Source organism: Blautia sp. AM42-2, assembly GCF_003480245.1.
In the GTDB taxonomy this organism is placed as follows: domain Bacteria; phylum Bacillota; class Clostridia; order Lachnospirales; family Lachnospiraceae; genus Fusicatenibacter; species Fusicatenibacter saccharivorans.
On record NZ_QUIM01000005.1, the window covers coordinates 24,548 to 43,594 of the forward strand.

A 19,047-nucleotide genomic window follows, 5' to 3' on the forward strand; every position below is an offset into this window, starting at 1 on the left:
AGATCACGAAGCATCGAAGGATGATATTGAATTCTTGTTTTTTACATTATACTATCTTAAAAGGAGCCATAATTTATGAAAACCAAAAGAACTTTTATCCCTGTTTTTACACTCAGCGTAGCATTATTACTTACCGCATGCAACGGAAAAGAGGCTGTAGACACAAAGAAAACGCAGACAACCCAGACGGAATCCGGCACAGAAGCTGTTACGGGATCTGTTGCGGAATCCGGAACCGAAACGGCAGGGGCTTCCGGCACAAAGCTGGACGATTTATATCAGCAGGAGAACCAGATTTTTGCAGATCATGCGGATGTATGGAACAAGGTGTTTGGCATGATGAATAAAAGCACGGCGGATCCGAGCGGAAATTATGCGGATTATCTGGCAGACACGGTTGAAGCCAACAAGGACTCTTTTTCTGAGGACGAGCTGAATACACTGACGGATGATATTGAAACGATACGAAAAATCGAGGAACAGATGGCGGAATTGGAAAACGGCAATACAGCATCGGAAGATAGCGATGCGAAAAACGATTCCGAAGAGGCATCTCCGTTCCGGGATTTCTCGGGCCAGGATTATGATGGCAACACCGTTGACGAAAGTCTGTTTTCCAAAAATGCGGTAACGGTCGTGAATTTCTGGTTTACCGGCTGCAAGCCTTGTGTTGCTGAGTTATCCAAGCTGAACGAATTAAATGATGCAATCAAATCCATGGGAGGCGAGGTTGTAGGCATCAACACAGAAACCTTCGACGGAAATCAGGATGCGATCAAAGAAGCAGCAGCGGTTCTTGAAAGCCAGGGTGCGAAATACCGCAATCTTTCCATTGACTCTGCTTCCGCTGCAGGAAAGTATGCTTCCGATATTATGGCATTTCCGACCACAATCTTAGTCGATCGAAATGGAAATATTGTGGGAGAACCGATGCTTGGCGGAATCGACAATCAGGAGAATTATGATACGCTGATGAAACAGATCCAGTCTGTGATAGATGCAGACAGCGCGAAGTAAGACGAGAGCTGCGGCAGCCAAAGGAAGCAAGCGATACCGCAAAGTGGGGCTTGCGGAAGTGATTTAGGGCTTGACATTATAGGAAGGGAGTGCGAAAAAGCAAAGTTACGTTTTTTCGCACTCCCTTTTCATAACAGGATTTTTTTCAAATACATTTACAAGACGAGGTAGCAGACAAAGGAAAAAGGAACGTTTTATTTTCCGTTTTGTTATGAATGGATAGTCCGTTCTGAATCCGCAGGTTTCATGGAGATCGTCAGTGATTTCCTGACGTTTATATACCGGCATGAAACCCTGTTCTTCTATATCCGCAAATGTTATGTCTTTTAAAGTGTGAAGTAATTGTTCTGTGGTATAAGTCCCTTTCAAGGAGCGGTTTAATAACCGGATGAAAAATATTGCGGTGGCTCCTGTTATTCTGGAAGATGGAAGGCTGTCCTTCTGTGTTCCGGGGGATGATGGTCCTCCGTGGTCCGGGGTGTGGAACCTGACTGGAAAGATTGTTTTGGGCGGGGATGATTATATTTACGAAAGCATCGGTCACCTGGTTGGCTGGTGCTTTTTTCGTGGGGAAATGGAGGTGGCGGAATGACGTATGAGTTCGGGTCGAAGGAGATTGTGAAGGGTTCTGGATATATTTCCAGGTAGTGCTGAACCACATTGGGGTCAGACCCCATTACTGTTGTGGGAAACTTTTGGGCGATTCCTGTTTTGGGGCTTGAAATTCGAAAAATCTTTATACAATCTTAATACCATGGAAAAGGTATTTATACGTTTTTAAAACGGAAGTCTCTAAAATAAGGAGGAATCAAAAAGAAGGAGTAAAAAGAGAAATGTGGAGTATAAAACTGCGATACAGGAAACAATGGTCGTCGTTTGAAATTATCATTCTTGGATTTGCGGGGGTAATTCTGGCAGGAGCACTGCTTTTGATGCTTCCTGTGGCTTCGCGGGAAGGAAATGTAACGCCATTTACAGAAACACTGTTTACTGCAACATCAGCCGCCTGTGTGACAGGACTGGCAGTCAGAGATACAGGAAGCTACTGGTCCGTCTTTGGACAGAGCGTGATTTTGCTGCTCATTCAGATCGGCGGTCTTGGTGTGGTTACGATCGCTGTTTCGATTGCGATGCTTTCCGGGAGAAAAATTTCCCTGATGCAGCGAAGCACGATGCAGGATGCGATTTCTGCCCCGAAGGTGGGCGGAATTGTGCGCCTGACGCGTTTTATCCTCAAAGGAACCTTTGGAATTGAATTGTTGGGGGCGTTGTTTCTTCTGCCTGTTTTTTTTCGGGATTACGGCGGAAAAGGAATCTGGATGGCGTTGTTTCATTCTGTATCCGCATTCTGCAATGCAGGATTTGATCTTCTCGGAAAAACGGATCATCTGTATCCGTCCCTGACTTCTTATGTGGGAAATCCACTGGTTAATCTTACGATTATGGGGCTAATTGTAACAGGTGGAATCGGATTTCTGACCTGGGATGATATCTATACAAAAAAATACCATTTTCGTCAGTACTGCATGCAAAGCAAGGTGATCCTGCTTACAAGTCTGTTTCTGATTTTTGTTCCGGCGGCCTTCTTTTTCTTCCGGGATTTCGCTGGAATGCCGGTCAAGGAGCGGACGCTCTGCGCATTGTTTCAGTCCGTGACAACAAGAACGGCCGGATTTAATACGGCAGATCTTTCCGGGATGACAGGTGCTTCCCAGGCGATTATGATTGTTCTGATGATGATTGGCGGAGCACCGGGATCAACGGCTGGCGGAATGAAAATTACCACATTTGCCGTGCTGACAGCTAATGCGTCTGCTACGTTCCGTCAGAGAGAGGACACACAGATGTTTGGACGCAGGGTGGGCCAGGAGGTATTAAAAAATGCATCTACGATTCTGATGATGTATCTTTTTCTGGTGCTGATGGGAGGAATGGTGATCAGTGTGGCAGAAAATCTGCCGATTTCTGAGTGTCTGTTTGAGACAGCATCTGCTGTTGGAACGGTTGGCCTGACGCTTGGAATTACGCCGCAGCTCGGTGTTCTTTCGAAAGGAATTCTGATCGCACTGATGTTTCTTGGAAGGGTTGGCGGTCTGACTCTTGTTTATGCTGCGATGCCGGGGAGAAAGAGCGCACATGCAAAAATGCCGCTGGAAAAAATAAATGTAGGATAAGAAGAGAGGAAGAGAAGAGATGAAAAATATTTTACTGATTGGAGTAGGAAGATTTGGGAGACATATTGCCATGCATCTGAATCAGCTTGGACATCAGGTGATGGCGGTAGACCGAAATGAGGAACGGATCGACGCCGTGATGCCGTATGTGACAAATGCACAGATCGGTGACAGTGTCAATGCAGACTTTCTGCGATCCCTTGGTGTGGGAAATTATGATGTCTGTATTGTGACGATCGGAAGCAGCTTTCAGGATTCGCTGGAAACCGCGTGTCTTTTGAAGGAGCTGGGCGCAAAATGGGTCGTGTCCCGGGCAGAACGGGATGTACAGGAAAAATTCCTGTTGCGGAACGGAGCGGATCAGGTTGTTTATCCGGAAAAACAGATGGCAAAATGGACAGCGATTCGTTACAGCTCGGATCATGTGTTTGACTATATTGAAATTGACAGTCAGTATGCGATTTTTGAGGTTGAAATTCCGGAGAACTGGATTGGAAAAAATGTCGGCCAGCTGGATATCCGGAAAAAATACGGTATTAATATTCTGGCAACAAGAAAATATGGAAAAACAGATGTTGCGGTGTCTCCGGAGACAGTTCTGGATGGCGATGCTACCATATTGGTTCTTGGTGAATATAAAGCGATCCAGAAATGTTTTCGAATCTGAAAGAGAGGTGATTTCTGTGTTAAGTGTAGGACTGCTCTTCGTTACCCTGGTCGGTTTTTTGTCTGGAGGCGTGCTCGTAGATCAGATAGAGACATTTTTCACGGAAAACAGAAGAGAGGAACCGGAAACGGGACAAAATTTCACGGAAAACAGAAAACAAGAACAGGGAACGGGAGAAAAAAAGATTTCCTGACTATAGCTTTCTCTTCGTTTATGATCTACAATAGGAGGTGGGGTGAGACAGTTGGAAAAAGAAAAACAAAAAAAAGAGCATATCCTGGTGTGTCTGTCCTCTTCGCCATCCAATGAAAAAATTATTCGGACTGCGGCGCAGATGGCACAGGCGTTTCAGGCCGGCTTTACGGCATTGTATGTGCAGACAGCAGAAAAAACAGAAAAAACACCGGAGGATCTGGCAAGGCTGCAGAAGCATGTTCGTCTGGCAGAGCAGAGCGGGGCAGAAATTGTAACGACACACAGTGAGGATATTGCCCTGCAGATTGCAGAATACGCAAGAATTTCCGAGGTGACGCGGATTGTCATTGGAAAGAGCATGATGAAGCAGGGCTATTTCCATCAGCGAAGGGTGTGGACCGAGCGTCTGACGGATCTTGTGCCTGATCTGGAAATTCACATCATTCCAGACTCAGACGTGTACCGGAGATATCAGAAACGAAAAAAATTTCTGGAGTGGATGGAGCTGCCTTCCTGGAAAGAACTGATGCTTACGGTTCTGATTCTGGCTGCTGCGACCGGAATTGGAGAAATCTTTTTTCGGCTCGGTTTTACCGATGCCAATATCATTACCGTATATTTGTTTGGCGTCATGCTGACATCTATTCTGACCAGCGGTTATACCTGTAGTGTAATCAGTTCTGTGGCAAGTGTTATCCTGTTTAATTATTTTATGACAGAGCCAAGGCTTTCGTTGTATGCGTATGGTTCCGGCTATCCGGTGACCTTTGCGATCATGCTTGGCACTTCAATCCTGACCAGTACGCTTGCTTTAAAATTGAAAGAAAATGCAAAGCTTTCTGCACGAGATGCCTTTCGAACCAAGATTCTTTTTAATACCAGCCAGCTTCTGCAAAAGGCAGAGGATGCGTCAGAAATTTTTGATATTACGGCAACGCAGCTGATAAAGCTTCTGGGAAGAAATCTGGTTGTGGCGCCGGTAGAAAAAAAGAAAAACGGCATTGTGCAGGGAACTCTTTATAACGCCGAAACAGGAATAAAATCAGAAAAAGTTTTTAATGTGAAAGAACAGGAAATCCTGCAGTGGGTTCTGAAAAACCGGAAACGGGCGGGAGCTATGACAGAACGTTTTTCTGAAGAACCGTATCTGTACCTTTCCATCTATGCGGCACAGAACAGATATGGTGTGATCGGCATTTTCATCGGACAAAAGCCACTGGATGTGTTTGAGAACAGTATCCTGCTTTCTATTCTGGGAGAGTGCGCCATGGCACTGGATCGGGAACAAAGTGCGAGAGAAAAAGAAGAGGCGGCAGTCATGGCGAAAAATGAGCAGCTTCGGGTGAATCTGCTGCGGACGATTTCCCATGATCTGCGCACACCATTGACATCAATTCTCGGCAATGCAGACTCTTTGATCAGTAACTTTGACGCACTGGACGAAGGGATGCGGAAACAGATTTTTTCGGATATTTATGAGGATGCCGGATGGCTGATTGAACTGGTGGAAAATCTGCTTGCGCTTACGAAAATAGAAGATGGAAGTGTAAAACTGCAGTTATCCGATCAGGTGGTTGAGGATGTAGTCCGTGAGGCGCTGCGCCATGTAGAACGGCGGAAAAACGAACATAAAATTACGGTGGACTGCGGGGAAGATGTACTGCTCGCCCGCATGGATGCAAAGCTGATTGTACAGGTACTGGTAAACCTGATCAATAATGCAGTAAAATATACACAGGCAGGATCCAAGATCCGGATTACGGCCGGAAAAGAAGAAAAAAACGTATGGATTGCGGTGGAGGATAATGGACCCGGCATTCCGGCGGAGTGCAGGGAGCATGTATTTGAAATGTTCTATTCCGGAAAAAATAAGGTGAGTGACAGCCGCAGAAGCCTTGGTCTTGGGCTGGCGCTGTGCCGCTCCATTGTAAATGCGCATGGCGGGGAACTGGTGCTTCGTGACTGCGCTCCGCACGGCTGTCATTTTCGTTTTACGCTGCCGCTCAGTGAGGTGAATTTAAATGAATAAGACATTGATACTGGTCGTGGAAGACGATACGCCAGTCCACAACCTAATTACGACAACACTGAAAACACACGATTATAAATAACCACATTGGGGTCAGACCCCATTACTGTTTAGAAATTTTGTTCCTGTTTTGGCAATTCTGACACTGCAGACTGTGCTGAATGACAATATCAAAACGGCAGAAGATGTTGAAACTTATCTGGGTCTTAACACCTTGGTCGTTGTTCCGGATTTTGGAAGCAAAAAGAAATCCAGAAGACGAAGAAAAGACTGAACATAAACACAGAAAATTAAAAAGGAGCATCTCCGGTTTCGAACTTGAAACCTGGAGATGCTCCTTTTTCGTATGCTGCAGAATGAAAAATTATTCTCCCGCCACCGTCACATCCCGCAGCAGTACCGCACACGGTACCACGCGGTTGTTGAGCTGCTGTGTCTCTTTCGAGAAAGTCAGATTTTTCAGCACATCGTCATAACGGGCGGAAAGTGATCCGCTGGTTGTAGGATGGGAGGTGGTTCCGTCGCTCTCATATGCGAGACGGATCTCACCGCCGCAGGTGCCGCTTACGGCATCCATATCAAACGCACTGAAATCGGTGATTTCTATATGCGGCATGCTGCGTAGCTCGTCGAGTGTTTTCGAACCGCCTTCAACTACCATGTTATTCATGGAAGTAGTATCCTTCATGCCGATATAATGGGCATGCTGAAGGCTGCCCCAGTAGGAGCGGCAGATGCCGTTTTCAAACAGAACGCGCTCGGCTACCGGCATACCGGTTTCGTCGTACGGCGCGTTTTTGGCAGAGCCGTCGAGCGTCGGCACGAGGCGGATGTTCAGCGGATCAGCATCCGCGCCGGTGATGGATTCACCGATTTTTGCTTTTGCAACGCCCATATACTGATAAGAAGCGTTGGTATGCATGGCAAAATACTGGAAGAAGCTGCCGACGGCGTCTCCACTTAAGAGAACATCGGCGTGCTCGTTCTGCCGGGTCGGAACAGCATTCAGACGCTGGCGGCCGGTGTGGAACATTCCGCGCACTTCGGCGATGATCTTCTCGGCAGATTTGTCGGAGAAGCGGAGATCCCTGTAGATCTCAATCTCATGATCATCCTTGCGGGAGTTTGTGACAACCTCGATCTCACAGTCAAAGCCGGAGAATGTGACATCGACACCGCGGGAATTGCGGATGTGTGTCTGTTTCTGATTGACAAAAATCTCATAGGAGTTTACGCGGGAATCCTCTTCCGATTTGATTTCCTGCATGGCCTGCACCAGTTTTACAAGTTCAGAGGTAAGATCGCGGGAGGCATCAGGCATTCCATCATTTGCCGGTGCATCCGATGGCTCTGCAATCGGGTACCATGGGTTCTGCACGAACTGTGCAGCGAACAGCGCCTGGTCAATTTCCTGCTGCATTTCTTCGCGGGAAATGCCCTGGTGGATCTCTTTTTCTGCGCTTCCGCGGAATTTCCCATCCTCACTGTCGACAAAGACAGTCAGAAACGTGTGCGTTACTTTTTTCGCACGGCTCATGTCGAGCTTCTGACCGATGAAAAATGCCTCGCGGGATTCGGTCTGCTCTTCGCGGATCAGAAAGTCGCTGGTTTTGCTTGTTTTTAATACATCGTATAATTCGTTCATCAGCCTAACCTCACTTTACATTTCAGATACGGGCCGCCATCGCTGACTTTGACCCATTCTTTGTGACCTTTTCCGCACATGCCGGAGCCGAAGAGCTCTTCTTTGTCGGAAACCATGGAGATGCTCTTTAAGAGATCCGGAACGTAGCCGGTCAGGGTGACAGGAGATACGACTTTTCCGGTCAGCTTACCGTCTTTGATCTCGCGGCCGAGTCCGACCATGCACTGGATGCCCCAGTGTTTCGGGTCTTCCATACCGGACTGAACGCTTTCGAGAAGATAGCCGTGCTCAATCGAAGCGATCATATCATCGAGTTTATCTGTGCCTGCGGTGAAGTAGGTGTTGGTCATACGGGAGTAGACTTTGCGCTCGAAGCTCTCGCGTTTTCCGTTTCCGGTCGGCGTGGTGCCAAGGCGGAGTGCGTTTACGAGATCGCTGATGCCGGTAACGAGTGTACCGTGGTCGATGACCGTGGTGTCGGTGCCGAGCGTTCCCTCATCATCAAAAAGATAACTGCTGACCTGCTGTGCGCCGACTGCTCCGTCGTGCATGGAGGAGAGCTGGGAGGCAACAGGCTTGCCGATATACTCTTTGGCGAGTGCGCGGTCTTTGACAAACATATCCATCTCGACACCGTGGCCGAATGCCTCGTGTGCAATCACGCCGGTGACATCCGGTGCGGTGATGACATCGTACATGCCAGGGGTGACCGGATCGGAGTGGAGCTTGTCGTACAGAACGGCGATGATTTCCTCAACAATCGCATCCATCTCATTTAAGATTTCCACGCCTTTCAGGCCGGAGCAGGAACGGTACGACATATTCTGTTTTCCGTTTTCTGTGCCGATTGCGGAAAGGGAGCCTTCCGAGAAAGCGTAGGACTGCATCAGATCCTTTTTGGAGGAGAGGAACAGCTTGTTGACACGGGCAAAGCTGACGGTACTCTGGAATTCCAGAATTCCTTCATGGGCAGCGCCGGCGTCGCAGAGCTTCCGAAGGTGGGAGAGAATCTCCTCTGCGGAGACGGTCTCCGGGTCAATCCCGATTTCATTCTGCATCGTTTTTGCGATGGCTTCTTCCTGCACGAGAGGAGACTCCATCTGCGCAATGCCGAGTGCCTTTAATGCCTGAAATTCGGATTTCAGCGCGGAAGTAATTTCCTCCGCAAGATCTGCGGCATCGGTGAGGTTGTTGAAGGAATATTCGGTGTAGGAACCGTCCAGCCATGCACGGACAACGAAGCCGCGTTCACAGAAGTGATAATCGCCGACGCTGGTCTGATGCATGCTGACACGGTAGGTCGTACCTTTGACATCGGTGCAGAGCACGCTGACGTAATCAAATTCGCGCTCGAGCAGACGGATCAGTTCCTGAATCTGTGGTTTGATTTCCACAAGATAGGATGACATTGGAACCTGCATAAGTTTGGTGTCCTTTCTGGAGCCTGCCGGAGTGTTCGATAGAGAACCTGTGCCGGGGCTCAAAATAATAGAATCCGGAAAAAATAGTTTCGAAAAAATCCCGAACATAGTTTCATTATAGAAGTGGGAAATGGAAAAAGCAATAAAAAAAGGTTGACAAAATGAATTTTGATGATATACTTTGAATATCAAAACATTTGAAAAGAAAAATGTTTGAGAATGAAATAAGCAAGAGGACAGTAAGGTGAAAAACGGCAGAATTGCGGGAACCGGTTCGTATGTACCGGAGACAATATGGAAAAATGAAGATCTGGAAAAGATGGTGGAGACGAGCGATGCCTGGATCCGGGAGCGGACAGGAATCGGTGCGCGCCACATAGCCGGGGAGGAGACGGTTGCCCAAATGGCAGTAAAGGCGGCGAGAAGAGCGCTGGAAAATGCCGGGATCTGTTCGACAGAATTGGATCTGATTCTCGTCGGAACCTCCTCGTCGGAGAGCATCTTTCCGAATACCGCCTGTCTTGTGCAGGATGAGATCGGAGCTTTCCGTGCCGCCTGTCTCGATGTCAGCGCCGCCTGCACCGGATTTCTTGCGGTGTATGAGCTGGGCCAGATGTATATCCGGAGCGGCAAGGCAAAAAACGTGCTGCTGATCGGCGCGGATGCCCTGAGCCGCCTGGTGGACTGGAGTGACCGCGGAACCTGCATTCTGTTCGGGGACGGCGCGGGAGCCGTTGTGCTGACGGCGGAGGAGCAGGAGACAAAAGCGTGCGAAAAGATCCATTCCGATGGAGAAAAAGGCGTGTCGCTGACCTGCGAAAAGGGAACGTATCTGCAGATGGACGGCCGTGCCGTGTTCCAGTTTGCCTTATCCCGCGTGCCGGAAGTCATCCGCGAGGTGCTCGCGGAAGCCGACATGGCAGTCGAAGAGATTGATGCGTTTATCCTTCATCAGGCAAACAGCCGCATCATCGACGGCGTGGCAAAACGACTGAAGGCACCGAAAGAAAAATTTCCGCGGAATATCGAAGCATACGGCAATACGTGTGCGGCGAGCATTCCGATTCTGCTGGATGAGTGGAACCGGTCCGGCAGAGCCCAAAAAGGACAGAGAATCGTTCTCTCCGGTTTCGGAGCAGGACTGATCTGGGGCGCGGCGTACCTGGAATGGTAAGAAACGCCCATATAAAATAAGAAGAATAAGAAAAAAGTGAGGACAAAAACATGTTAGAAAAAGTAAAAGAAACCGTAGCAGAAGCACTGGGAGCAGACATCGATACCATCACAGCGGAGACTTCCTTCAAAGAGGATCTCGGAGCAGATTCCCTGGATCTGTTTGAAATGGTCATGTCCCTCGAGGACACCTGCGGCGTGGAAATCCCGACCGAGGATCTGGAAACGATGGTAACTGTCGGTGATGTTGCAGAGTATCTGGAGCAGCACAAAAACTAAGAAAGATCGGGAAGCAGGAGGAAGCGATTCATGATCACAGAAGTGACAAAATTACTCGGGATTCAGTATCCAGTCATTCAGGGCGGCATGGCCTGGGTGGCGGAGCATCATCTGGCAGCGGCAGTTTCCGAGGCCGGCGGCCTTGGCCTCATCGGAGCATCGGCGGCACCGGCAGAGTGGGTTCGGAATGAAATCCGCGAAGCAAAAAAACTGACGGACAAACCGTTCGGCGTCAACATCATGCTGATGAGCCCGTATGCGGATGAGGTGGCAAAAGTGGTTGCCGAGGAAGGCGTAAAAGTCGTTACGACGGGCGCAGGAAATCCGGAGAAATATATGGAACTGTGGAAAAACGCTGGTATCCGCGTCATCCCGGTGGTCGCTTCCGTGGCTCTTGCAAGACGAATGGAGCGCGCAGGCGCAGATGCCGTTGTGGCAGAAGGATGTGAGTCCGGCGGCCATATCGGCGAGACGACAACGATGGCACTCGTTCCGCAGGTGGCAGATGCTGTAAAAATTCCAGTCATTGCGGCCGGTGGAATTGCGGACGGACGCGGCATGGCGGCAGCCTTTATGCTGGGTGCCGAGGCGGTTCAGATGGGAACACGTTTTGTCGCTTCGAAAGAGGCCGTTGTGCATGAAAATTACAAGCAGCTGGTGATCAAGGCGAAAGATATTGATACCCGCGTGACAGGCCGCACAACCGGTCATCCGGTGCGGGCGATCCGAAATGAGATGACACGCCATTATCTGGAACTGGAAAAAGAGGGAGCTCCGTTCGAAGAGCTGGAAAAACTGACGCTCGGCGGTCTTCGAAGAGCCGTTGTGGACGGCGATGTCAAAACCGGAAGCGTGATGTCCGGTCAGATTGCAGGTATGGTAAAAGACGAGAAAAGCTGCAAAGAAATCATAGAGCAGATGATGAATGAGATGGAAGAACTTCTGAAAGGAGCACCGGCGCGGTTATGAGTAAAACAGCATTTATGTTTCCGGGACAGGGTTCCCAGTGTGTCGGCATGGGCGCGGATTTTTATGAAGCATGTCCGAAAGCGAGAGCCGTCTACGATATGGCATCCGAGCTGATCGGGATTGATATGAAAAAACTCTGTTTTGAGGAAAATGAACATCTGGATCAGACAGAGTTTACCCAGATTGCACTGCTGACAACCGGAATGGCGATGGAGCAGTCCATCCGGGCGTGCGGCCTTACGCCGGATGTGACAGCGGGCCTCAGCCTTGGCGAGTACAACGCGATTGTGTCCGCCGGCGGTATGGAAATGGCGGATGCGATGAAGGTCGTCCGCAGAAGAGGCATCCTGATGGAGGAGGCCGTTCCGGCAGGCGAGGGCGCGATGGCGGCGGTGCTCGGCATGGAAGATGCAAAAATCGAAGAGATTTTGAGCGGGATTTCCGGCGCCTACATTGCCAATTACAACTGCCCGGGTCAGATTGTCATCACCGGATATGAGGCGGCAGTGGCAGAGGCTTCGGAAAAGTTAAAAGAAGCAGGCGCAAAGCGGGTACTTCCGCTGAACGTAAGCGGCCCGTTCCATTCCCCGATGATGGAAGCTGCGTCCCAGGGGCTGACCGAAGCGCTCGAGGGTGTCGGCTTTATGGAGTTGAAGATTCCGTATGTGACGAATGTAACCGGCCAGTATGTGCGTGATACCGCACTGACGCGCGGCCTTCTGATCCAGCAGGTGGCATCCGGTGTGCGGTGGCAGCAGAGCATCGAGGCGATGATTGCGGACGGCGTTGATACCTTCGTGGAGATCGGACCGGGAAGAACACTGACCGGCTTTTTAAGAAAAATCAACCGGGATGTAAAGGGTTACAATATCCGCACCTATGAGGAAATGCATCAGGTGTGCGAAACTTTATTATAGATAGTGGATTATGCAGCAGGAGAATGAGATGTTAAGTGGAAAAACAGCAGTAGTAACGGGCGCATCCCGCGGAATCGGGCGTGCGATTGCAGAAAAACTGGCGGCGGAGGGAGCCTTTGTTGTCATCAATTACAATGGTTCGAAAGAGGCGGCCGAAACCGTGCTTGCGGGAATCCGTGCGGCAGGAGGAGACGGCTGTGTGATGCAGTGCAATGTATCGGATTTTGCGGCGTGTGAAGCGTGGATGAAGGAAATTCTTGCTTTGTATGGGAAAATCGATATTCTGGTCAACAACGCGGGTATCACAAAGGACGGCCTTCTGATGGGCATGTCGGAGGAAGCCTTCGACCGTGTCATTGAGACAAACCTCAAGGGAACGTTCAACTGCATCCGCTTTGCGGCACGGCCGATGATCCGTCAGAAGAGCGGCTGCATCATCAACATGGCTTCTGTGGTCGGCGTGGCAGGAAACGCCGGACAGGCAAATTATGCGGCATCGAAAGCAGGTGTGATCGGCCTGACGAAAACAGCGGCACGGGAACTGGCGTCCCGCGGCATCCGCGTCAATGCGATTGCGCCGGGCTTTATTGAGACTGATATGACGGAGGTTCTTTCGGATAAAGTGAAAGAAGCATCCGTATCCCAGATTCCGCTCGGCCATTTCGGAAAGCCGGAGGATGTGGCAAACCTGGCTGCATTTCTGGCATCCGAAGCGGCAGCTTACATCACCGGACAGGTGATTCACTGCGACGGCGGCATGGTGATCTAAGAAAAGGAGAGTTGGAATGAAGAGAAGAGTAGTCATCACAGGGCTGGGTGCGGTAACCCCGATTGGAAATACCGTGGAGGAATTCTGGAACGGCGTCCGCAAGGGAGCCTGCGGAATCGGAACGATTACGAAATTTGATACAGCAGAATATAAAGTACATCTGGCAGGCGAGGTCAAAGGCTTCGTGGCAAAAGAACGCATGGATTTCAAGGCGGCAAGACGAATGGGAACTTTCTCCCAGTATGCCGTTGCGGCAGCAAAAGAAGCGTTTGCAGATGCCGGCATTTCCATGGAGAATGAAGATCCGTTCCGCGTCGGCGTTCTGGTGGGCTCCGGCGTCGGTGATCTGAATGCATGCGAGCAGGCGAAAGCCAAAATTGATGCCGGAAATCAGTCCCGCGTCAACCCGTTTACCGTTCCGGTGATGATTGCGAACATGGCGGCGGGAAACGTTGCGATTGCACTCGGCGCGAAAGGAAAATGTACCAGCGTGGTAACGGCGTGTGCGACAGGAACGCACTGCATCGGCGATGCCTTCCGCGCAATTCAGTACAACGACGCGGACATCTGTGTGGCAGGTGGTGCGGAGAGTGCAATTACGCCGGTCGGCGTGGCAGGCTTTTCGGCACTGACCGCACTTTCCGAGTCGGAAGATCCGCTGCGGGCTTCGATTCCATTTGATAAAGACCGGAACGGTTTCGTCATGGGCGAGGGCGCCGGCATTCTCGTACTTGAGGAGCTGGAGCACGCGAAACAGCGCGGCGCGAAGATCTATGCAGAGGTAGTCGGATACGGCGCAACCTGCGACGCGTACCACATTACTTCTCCATTGGAAGATGGAAGCGGTGCGGCACGTGCGATGGAGCTTGCGATGGAAGAAGCGGGAGTAAAACCGGAAGAAGTTACTTATATTAATGCACACGGAACGTCCACACATCACAACGATCTGTTTGAAACGCGTGCGATCCGGAAAGCCTTCGGTGATGCGGCAGACCATGTGCTGGTCAACTCGACGAAATCGATGGTCGGTCATCTGCTCGGCGCGGCAGGCGGTGTGGAAGCTGTTGTCTGTGCGAAATCCATTCAGGACGGCTTCGTGCATCAGACGATTGGAACAAAGGAAGCAGATGCGGAATGCGATCTGAATTACTGCATCGGCGCTCCGGTGGAAACCGATGTGAAACTGGCAATGAGCAATTCCCTTGGTTTTGGCGGCCACAATGCGGTGCTGCTGTTTCAGAAATATGAATAAAGCGGCATCGTGTTCCGGTGCAGAAAGGAAAATAAGATGGAATTAGATCAGATTTTACAGTTGATTGATAAAGTTTCGGATTCTTCGCTGACCGCGTTTGATTACGAGGCTGATGGGATCAAGATTGCCATGGAGCATGGAAAAGCAGCTCCGGTGCAGGTGCAGATGAGCGGGGTTCCATCCGGTGCCGGTCTGCAGATGGCAGAGATGATGGGCGGAGCAAATGGCGTGACAGCGAAAGAAGCAGCCATGCCGGAGAGAAAAGAAACGGCAGGAAAAAGTACAGCGGCTGAGGATCACAGCGAAGCAGAAGAAGGCGTTTTTGTGACATCCCCGCTGGTCGGAACATTTTATACAGCTCCGGCAGAAGATGCCGAGCCGTTTGTGAAGGTCGGCGACACCGTGAAAAAGGGACAGGTTGTAGCGATTGTGGAGGCCATGAAGCTGATGAATGAGATTGAGAGCGAAGTGGACGGAGTGATTGCGGAGGTTCTGGTGAAAAACGGCGAGATGGTTGATTACGGAAAACCGCTGTTCCGGGTAAAAGCGTAAAGCCGGGACGAGAAAGGAAGCAGCGAATGAACAGTTTGACAACGAAACAGATTCAGGAGATTATTCCACACAGACATCCGTTTCTGCTGGTGGATTACATAGAAGATTTTGAGCCGGGCGAATTCGGCATTGGGTATAAATGTGTGACGTACCGCGAGGATTTTTTTGCGGGTCATTTTCCGCAGGAGCCGGTGATGCCGGGCGTGCTGATTATCGAGGCGCTGGCGCAGGTCGGTGCGGTTGCGATTCTTTCTCTTGACGAGAATAAGGGAAAAATTGCATTTTTCGGCGGCATCAACAAGTGCCGTTTTAAGGGAAAAGTGAAACCGGGAGACAAGCTTCGTCTGGAGACGAAAATTATCCGCCACAAGGGACCGATGGGCGTCGGGGAAGCGGTCGCTTCGGTCGACGGCAAGGTGGTCGCGCAGGCGGAACTGACCTTTATGGTGGGGGCAGCACAATGATTCGAAAAGTTTTGATTGCAAACCGTGGGGAGATCGCGGTCCGGATTATCCGGGCATGCCGTGAGATGGGAATTCTCACGGTTGCTGTTTATTCGGAGGCGGACCGGGAGGCACTGCATGCGCAGCTCGCGGATGAGGCGGTGTGCATCGGGCCGGCACCGTCGAAGGACAGTTATTTAAATATGGAACGTATTTTGAGTGCGGCGCTTGTGACGGGGGCGGATGCGATTCATCCGGGATTTGGATTCCTGTCGGAGAACAGCACGTTTGCGCGGAGATGCCAGGAGTGCCACATTACGTGGATTGGGCCATCTCCTGAGGTGATGGACCGGCTGGGTAATAAGTCTGAGGCGCGAAATACGATGCAGGCAGCCGGTGTGCCGGTGATTCCGGGGACGAAGGAACCTGTTTTTGACTGGGAGACGGGTCTTTCTGAGGCCGACCGGATTGGTTTTCCGGTGATGATTAAGGCGGCGCTTGGAGGCGGCGGCAAGGGTATGCGTATGGCGGAGACGCGCGGGGAGTTCCAGAGTGCGTTTCAGACGGCGCAGAAGGAGGCTAAAAGTTCGTTTGCGGACGGAACGATGTATGTGGAGCGGCTGATTCGTCATCCGCGTCATGTGGAGTTTCAGATTATGGCGGACTCGTTCGGGAATGTGATTCATCTTGGCGAGCGGGACTGCTCGATTCAGAGGAATCATCAGAAGATGATTGAGGAGTCGCCTTGTGTGGCGATTGATGATACGCTGCGGGAGCGGATGGGCTCGGCGGCGGTCCGGGCGGCGAAGGCGGCGCATTATGTGAATGCGGGGACGATTGAGTTTCTGCTGGAGCCGGACGGGAATTTTTATTTTATGGAGATGAATACGCGGATTCAGGTGGAGCATCCGGTGACGGAGTGGGTCACGGGGATGGATCTGATTCAGGAGCAGCTTCGGGTGGCTTCGGGGATGCCGCTGTCGGTGACGCAGGGGGAGGTCCGGCTTTCGGGGCATGCGATTGAGTGCAGGATTAATGCGGAGAATCCGGCGAAGAATTTCAGGCCTTGTCCGGGGAAGATTACGGAGATGCATCTGCCTGGGGGATTTGGAGTACGGGTGGATACAGCGGCGTATGACGGGTATGTGATTCCGGCGTTTTATGATTCGATGCTGGCGAAGCTGATTGTGCATGGGAGGACGCGTGAGGAGGCGATTGCGCGGATGAGGAGTGCGCTGGGGGAAGTCGTCATCGAGGGAGTCGACACTAACGTTGATTATTTGTATTCTATTTTAAATGAAGAGGAGTATCTGGCCGGAAGGGCGGATATTGAGTTTGTGGAGCGGTTGACGGAGAGATTGTGAGAGACGGACGCCGCCCGGCAGTACAGCAGAGGGGGACGGCGCGGTTTCAGAGGAAAGAAACACTAAGGCCTCCAGCATTTGCTAAAACTATTTTCAAAAATCCAAAACCCGCTGTCGCTCAGACAGTTAGATTTTTGAAAATAACGCAAATTCTGGAAGCCTAAGTGTTTCTAGTTCCTCCTGCAAATGCGCCGTCCCCCTCTGCTGTACTGCCGAGCGGCTGAGATCAGACACACGACTGGGAGAGTGTGGTCAGCGACACCGCGGGGCGGTGCAGCTGGGATGACAGGAGTGAGCGGTGAAGAGAGAATGAATGCCTCGATGGGTGAGGTGTGAGGTTGGAAGATTGTTATGGTGACAATAGAGTGAAAGTGTTATGACGTAAGGAGTGATGGTGGTATGATGCTGGGTAAGTATTTTAAGAAGACGGTGTTTCGGAAGGAGCACACGGCGGATGGGGTGGTGCCGGAGGCGCCGCAGGGGATTTTGAAGAAGTGTAATGCTTGTAAGGGGGCTATTTTTACGGAGGATGTGAAGAGGAATCTTTATATTTGTCCGAAGTGTGGGAATTATTTTCGGGTGCATGCGTATCGGAGGATTGAGTTTCTTCTGGATGATGGGAGTTTTGAGGAATGGGATCAGGGGATGACGGCGGGGAATCCGCTGGGGTTTCCGGGGTATGAAGAGAAGGTGAGGGCTCTGCAGGAGAGAACAGGACTTACGGAGGCTGTTGTGACTGGTAAGGGACGGATCAACGGGATGGAGACGGTGATCGGGGTCTGTGATGGCAGGTTTATGATGGCCAGTATGGGTGAGGCTGTTGGGGAGAAGATTACGCGGGCGGTGGAGAGGGCGACGAAGCTCTCGCTGCCGGTGATTTTGTTTGCGTGCTCGGGAGGGGCGCGGATGCAGGAGGGGATTGTTTCTCTGATGCAGATGGCGAAGACGTCGGCGGCGCTGAAAAGACACAGTGATGCGGGGCTTTTGTATGTGAGTGTGCTGACGGACCCGACGACGGGCGGCGTGACGGCGAGCTGGGCGATGCTGGGGGATATTATTCTGGCGGAGCCGCATGCGCTGATCGGGTTTGCGGGACCGAGGGTTATTGAGCAGACAATAGGACAGAAACTGCCAAAAGGGTTCCAGAGGGCGGAGTTTCTGGTGGAGCATGGGTTTGTGGATCGGATTCTGCCAAGAGAAGAGGCGAAAGAGGTGCTGGCGGAGATTCTGCGGATGCATGGGAAAGATATCGAAGTTTCCTCGGAAGTGCTGACTTTGGGGGATGGAGACGTGAAGCGGTCTTTGGCAGCACCAGAAACGGGAGAGAAAACATCGGCTTGGGACTGTGTGCAGAAAGCGCGGAAAAAGGACCGACCGGTGGGAGAAGATTATATTCGGGAGCTGTTTCCTGATTTTATTGAGTTTCATGGTGATCGACTGTATGGCGATGATGCGGCGATCATCGGCGGTATTGCATCGTTTGACGGCACACCGGTCACGGTCATCGCCGAGGCGAAAGGCGCGGATACGAAAGAAAACATCCGCCGCAATTTCGGCATGCCGTCCCCGGAGGGCTACCGCAAAGCCCTGCGTCTGATGAAACAGGCCGAAAAATTCCACAGGCCTGTTATCTGTCTCGTAGACACCCCAGGCGCCTTCTGCGGAATGGAAGCCGAAGAACGCGGCCAGGGCGAGGCGATTGCGCGGAACCTGTATGAAATGTCAGCGTTAAAAACGCCGGTTCTTTCTATTGTCATTTCAGAAGGCGGCAGCGGCGGTGCACTGGCACTCGCCGTGGCGGATGAAGTGTGGATGATGCAGAATGCCATCTACTCCATCCTGTCGCCGGAGGGATTTGCAAGCATCCTGTGGAAAGACGGCAAACGCGCGCCGGAGGCCGCCGAGGTGATGAAGCTGACGGCGGGGGATTTGAAGGAACTGGGAATTGTAGAAGAGATTGTGGAAGAGCCGGGGGAGTTTACGGTGGACACAATGCCAGTGGTGTGTGAAGAATTGAGAGGCAAAATTCTGAGATTCCTGGAAAAGTATGAGAAGATGGATGGGGAAGAACTGGTAGAGGAGAGGTATCGGAGATTTCGGGATATGTGAAAAGAAGATTTTGACATATTCTGAAATGCATGATATTATGATATTGAAAAGAGTGCTACCGATAGACGGTTA

General features: G+C 51.0%; 17 protein-coding genes and 2 pseudogenes. 16 read left to right on the forward strand and 3 right to left on the reverse strand.

Annotated elements, in window-relative coordinates:
• Positions 1–75 precede the first annotated feature (75 nt).
• Positions 76–1,017: a TlpA disulfide reductase family protein gene (locus DW915_RS07635; RefSeq protein WP_118741883.1), complete on the forward strand. Its 942-nt coding sequence runs from the start codon at positions 76–78 to the stop codon at positions 1,015–1,017.
• A 105-nt stretch (positions 1,018–1,122) separates the two neighbouring features.
• Here DW915_RS07635 and DW915_RS16560 read toward each other — a convergent pair.
• Positions 1,123–1,410: pseudogene (locus DW915_RS16560) on the reverse strand (hypothetical protein); the annotation flags it as partial.
• Here DW915_RS16560 and DW915_RS07645 point away from each other — a divergent pair.
• The 5 genes and pseudogenes from DW915_RS07645 to DW915_RS16425 all read left to right on the forward strand — a co-directional run.
• Entirely contained in the window at positions 1,406–1,609 is a 204-nt protein-coding gene (locus DW915_RS07645; RefSeq protein ID WP_118741884.1) for a hypothetical protein, read from the forward strand. The pseudogene DW915_RS16560 and the gene DW915_RS07645 sit on opposite strands and share 5 nt — an antisense overlap.
• A 241-nt stretch (positions 1,610–1,850) precedes the next feature.
• Complete coding sequence (locus tag DW915_RS07650; protein ID WP_118741885.1) at positions 1,851–3,191, forward strand: TrkH family potassium uptake protein; 1,341 nt, start codon at positions 1,851–1,853, stop codon at positions 3,189–3,191.
• Between the two features lie 19 nt (positions 3,192–3,210).
• Positions 3,211–3,858 (forward strand): potassium channel family protein, encoded by a 648-nt coding sequence (locus DW915_RS07655; RefSeq protein ID WP_022462603.1) that lies wholly within the window; start codon positions 3,211–3,213, stop codon positions 3,856–3,858.
• Between the two features lie 235 nt (positions 3,859–4,093).
• A complete protein-coding gene (locus DW915_RS07660; protein ID WP_118741886.1) occupies positions 4,094–6,082 on the forward strand; it encodes a DUF4118 domain-containing protein in 1,989 nt (662 codons plus the stop codon).
• Positions 6,075–6,161 (forward strand): annotated as a pseudogene (locus DW915_RS16425) (DNA-binding response regulator); the annotation flags it as partial. The gene DW915_RS07660 and the pseudogene DW915_RS16425, both read left to right, overlap by 8 nt.
• A 285-nt stretch (positions 6,162–6,446) precedes the next feature.
• Here the strand turns inward: DW915_RS16425 and DW915_RS07670 are convergent.
• Together DW915_RS07670 and DW915_RS07675 are read right to left on the reverse strand one after the other, a co-directional pair.
• Positions 6,447–7,727: a metallopeptidase TldD-related protein gene (locus tag DW915_RS07670; protein WP_055227410.1), complete on the reverse strand. Its 1,281-nt coding sequence runs from the start codon at positions 7,725–7,727 to the stop codon at positions 6,447–6,449.
• The gene (locus DW915_RS07675) at positions 7,727–9,148 is read right to left on the reverse strand and encodes a TldD/PmbA family protein (protein WP_118741887.1); all 1,422 of its coding nucleotides are present in this window, start codon (positions 9,146–9,148) and stop codon (positions 7,727–7,729) included. The genes DW915_RS07670 and DW915_RS07675 overlap by 1 nt, the downstream gene beginning before the upstream one ends.
• Positions 9,149–9,392: 244 nt before the next feature.
• On the opposite strand from DW915_RS07675, the gene DW915_RS07680 reads away from it, so the two are divergent.
• The 10 genes from DW915_RS07680 to DW915_RS07725 all read left to right on the forward strand — a co-directional run bounded on the left by DW915_RS07680 (position 9,393) and on the right by DW915_RS07725 (position 18,975).
• On the forward strand, positions 9,393–10,322 hold the full coding sequence (locus DW915_RS07680; RefSeq protein WP_022462598.1) for a beta-ketoacyl-ACP synthase III: 930 nt from the start codon (positions 9,393–9,395) through the stop codon (positions 10,320–10,322).
• Between the two features lie 50 nt (positions 10,323–10,372).
• Positions 10,373–10,600 carry an acyl carrier protein gene (acpP, locus tag DW915_RS07685; protein WP_022462597.1) on the forward strand — a complete coding sequence of 76 codons (228 nt, stop codon included), beginning with the start codon at positions 10,373–10,375 and terminating at the stop codon, positions 10,598–10,600.
• Positions 10,601–10,630: 30 nt separating this feature from the next.
• The gene (gene fabK, locus DW915_RS07690; protein ID WP_022462596.1) at positions 10,631–11,569 is read left to right on the forward strand and encodes an enoyl-[acyl-carrier-protein] reductase FabK; all 939 of its coding nucleotides are present in this window, start codon (positions 10,631–10,633) and stop codon (positions 11,567–11,569) included.
• Positions 11,566–12,486: an ACP S-malonyltransferase gene (gene fabD / locus DW915_RS07695; RefSeq protein WP_022462595.1), complete on the forward strand. Its 921-nt coding sequence runs from the start codon at positions 11,566–11,568 to the stop codon at positions 12,484–12,486. The genes fabK and fabD overlap by 4 nt, the downstream gene beginning before the upstream one ends.
• Before the next feature lie 28 nt (positions 12,487–12,514).
• Positions 12,515–13,255, forward strand: a complete 741-nt coding sequence (gene fabG / locus DW915_RS07700) for a 3-oxoacyl-[acyl-carrier-protein] reductase (RefSeq protein WP_022462594.1) — start codon at positions 12,515–12,517, stop codon at positions 13,253–13,255.
• Between the two features lie 16 nt (positions 13,256–13,271).
• Positions 13,272–14,507 (forward strand): beta-ketoacyl-ACP synthase II, encoded by a 1,236-nt coding sequence (gene fabF / locus DW915_RS07705; RefSeq protein ID WP_118595073.1) that lies wholly within the window; start codon positions 13,272–13,274, stop codon positions 14,505–14,507.
• A 36-nt stretch (positions 14,508–14,543) separates the two neighbouring features.
• Positions 14,544–15,059 (forward strand): acetyl-CoA carboxylase biotin carboxyl carrier protein, encoded by a 516-nt coding sequence (gene accB / locus DW915_RS07710; protein WP_055218562.1) that lies wholly within the window; start codon positions 14,544–14,546, stop codon positions 15,057–15,059.
• A 26-nt stretch (positions 15,060–15,085) separates the two neighbouring features.
• Complete coding sequence (gene fabZ, locus DW915_RS07715) at positions 15,086–15,523, forward strand: 3-hydroxyacyl-ACP dehydratase FabZ (RefSeq protein ID WP_022462591.1); 438 nt, start codon at positions 15,086–15,088, stop codon at positions 15,521–15,523.
• Complete coding sequence (locus DW915_RS07720; RefSeq protein WP_118741888.1) at positions 15,520–16,866, forward strand: acetyl-CoA carboxylase biotin carboxylase subunit; 1,347 nt, start codon at positions 15,520–15,522, stop codon at positions 16,864–16,866. The genes fabZ and DW915_RS07720 overlap by 4 nt, the downstream gene beginning before the upstream one ends.
• A gap of 399 nt (positions 16,867–17,265) precedes the next feature.
• Complete coding sequence (locus DW915_RS07725) at positions 17,266–18,975, forward strand: acetyl-CoA carboxylase carboxyltransferase subunit alpha (protein WP_082424464.1); 1,710 nt, start codon at positions 17,266–17,268, stop codon at positions 18,973–18,975.
• Positions 18,976–19,047: the final 72 nt, after the last annotated feature.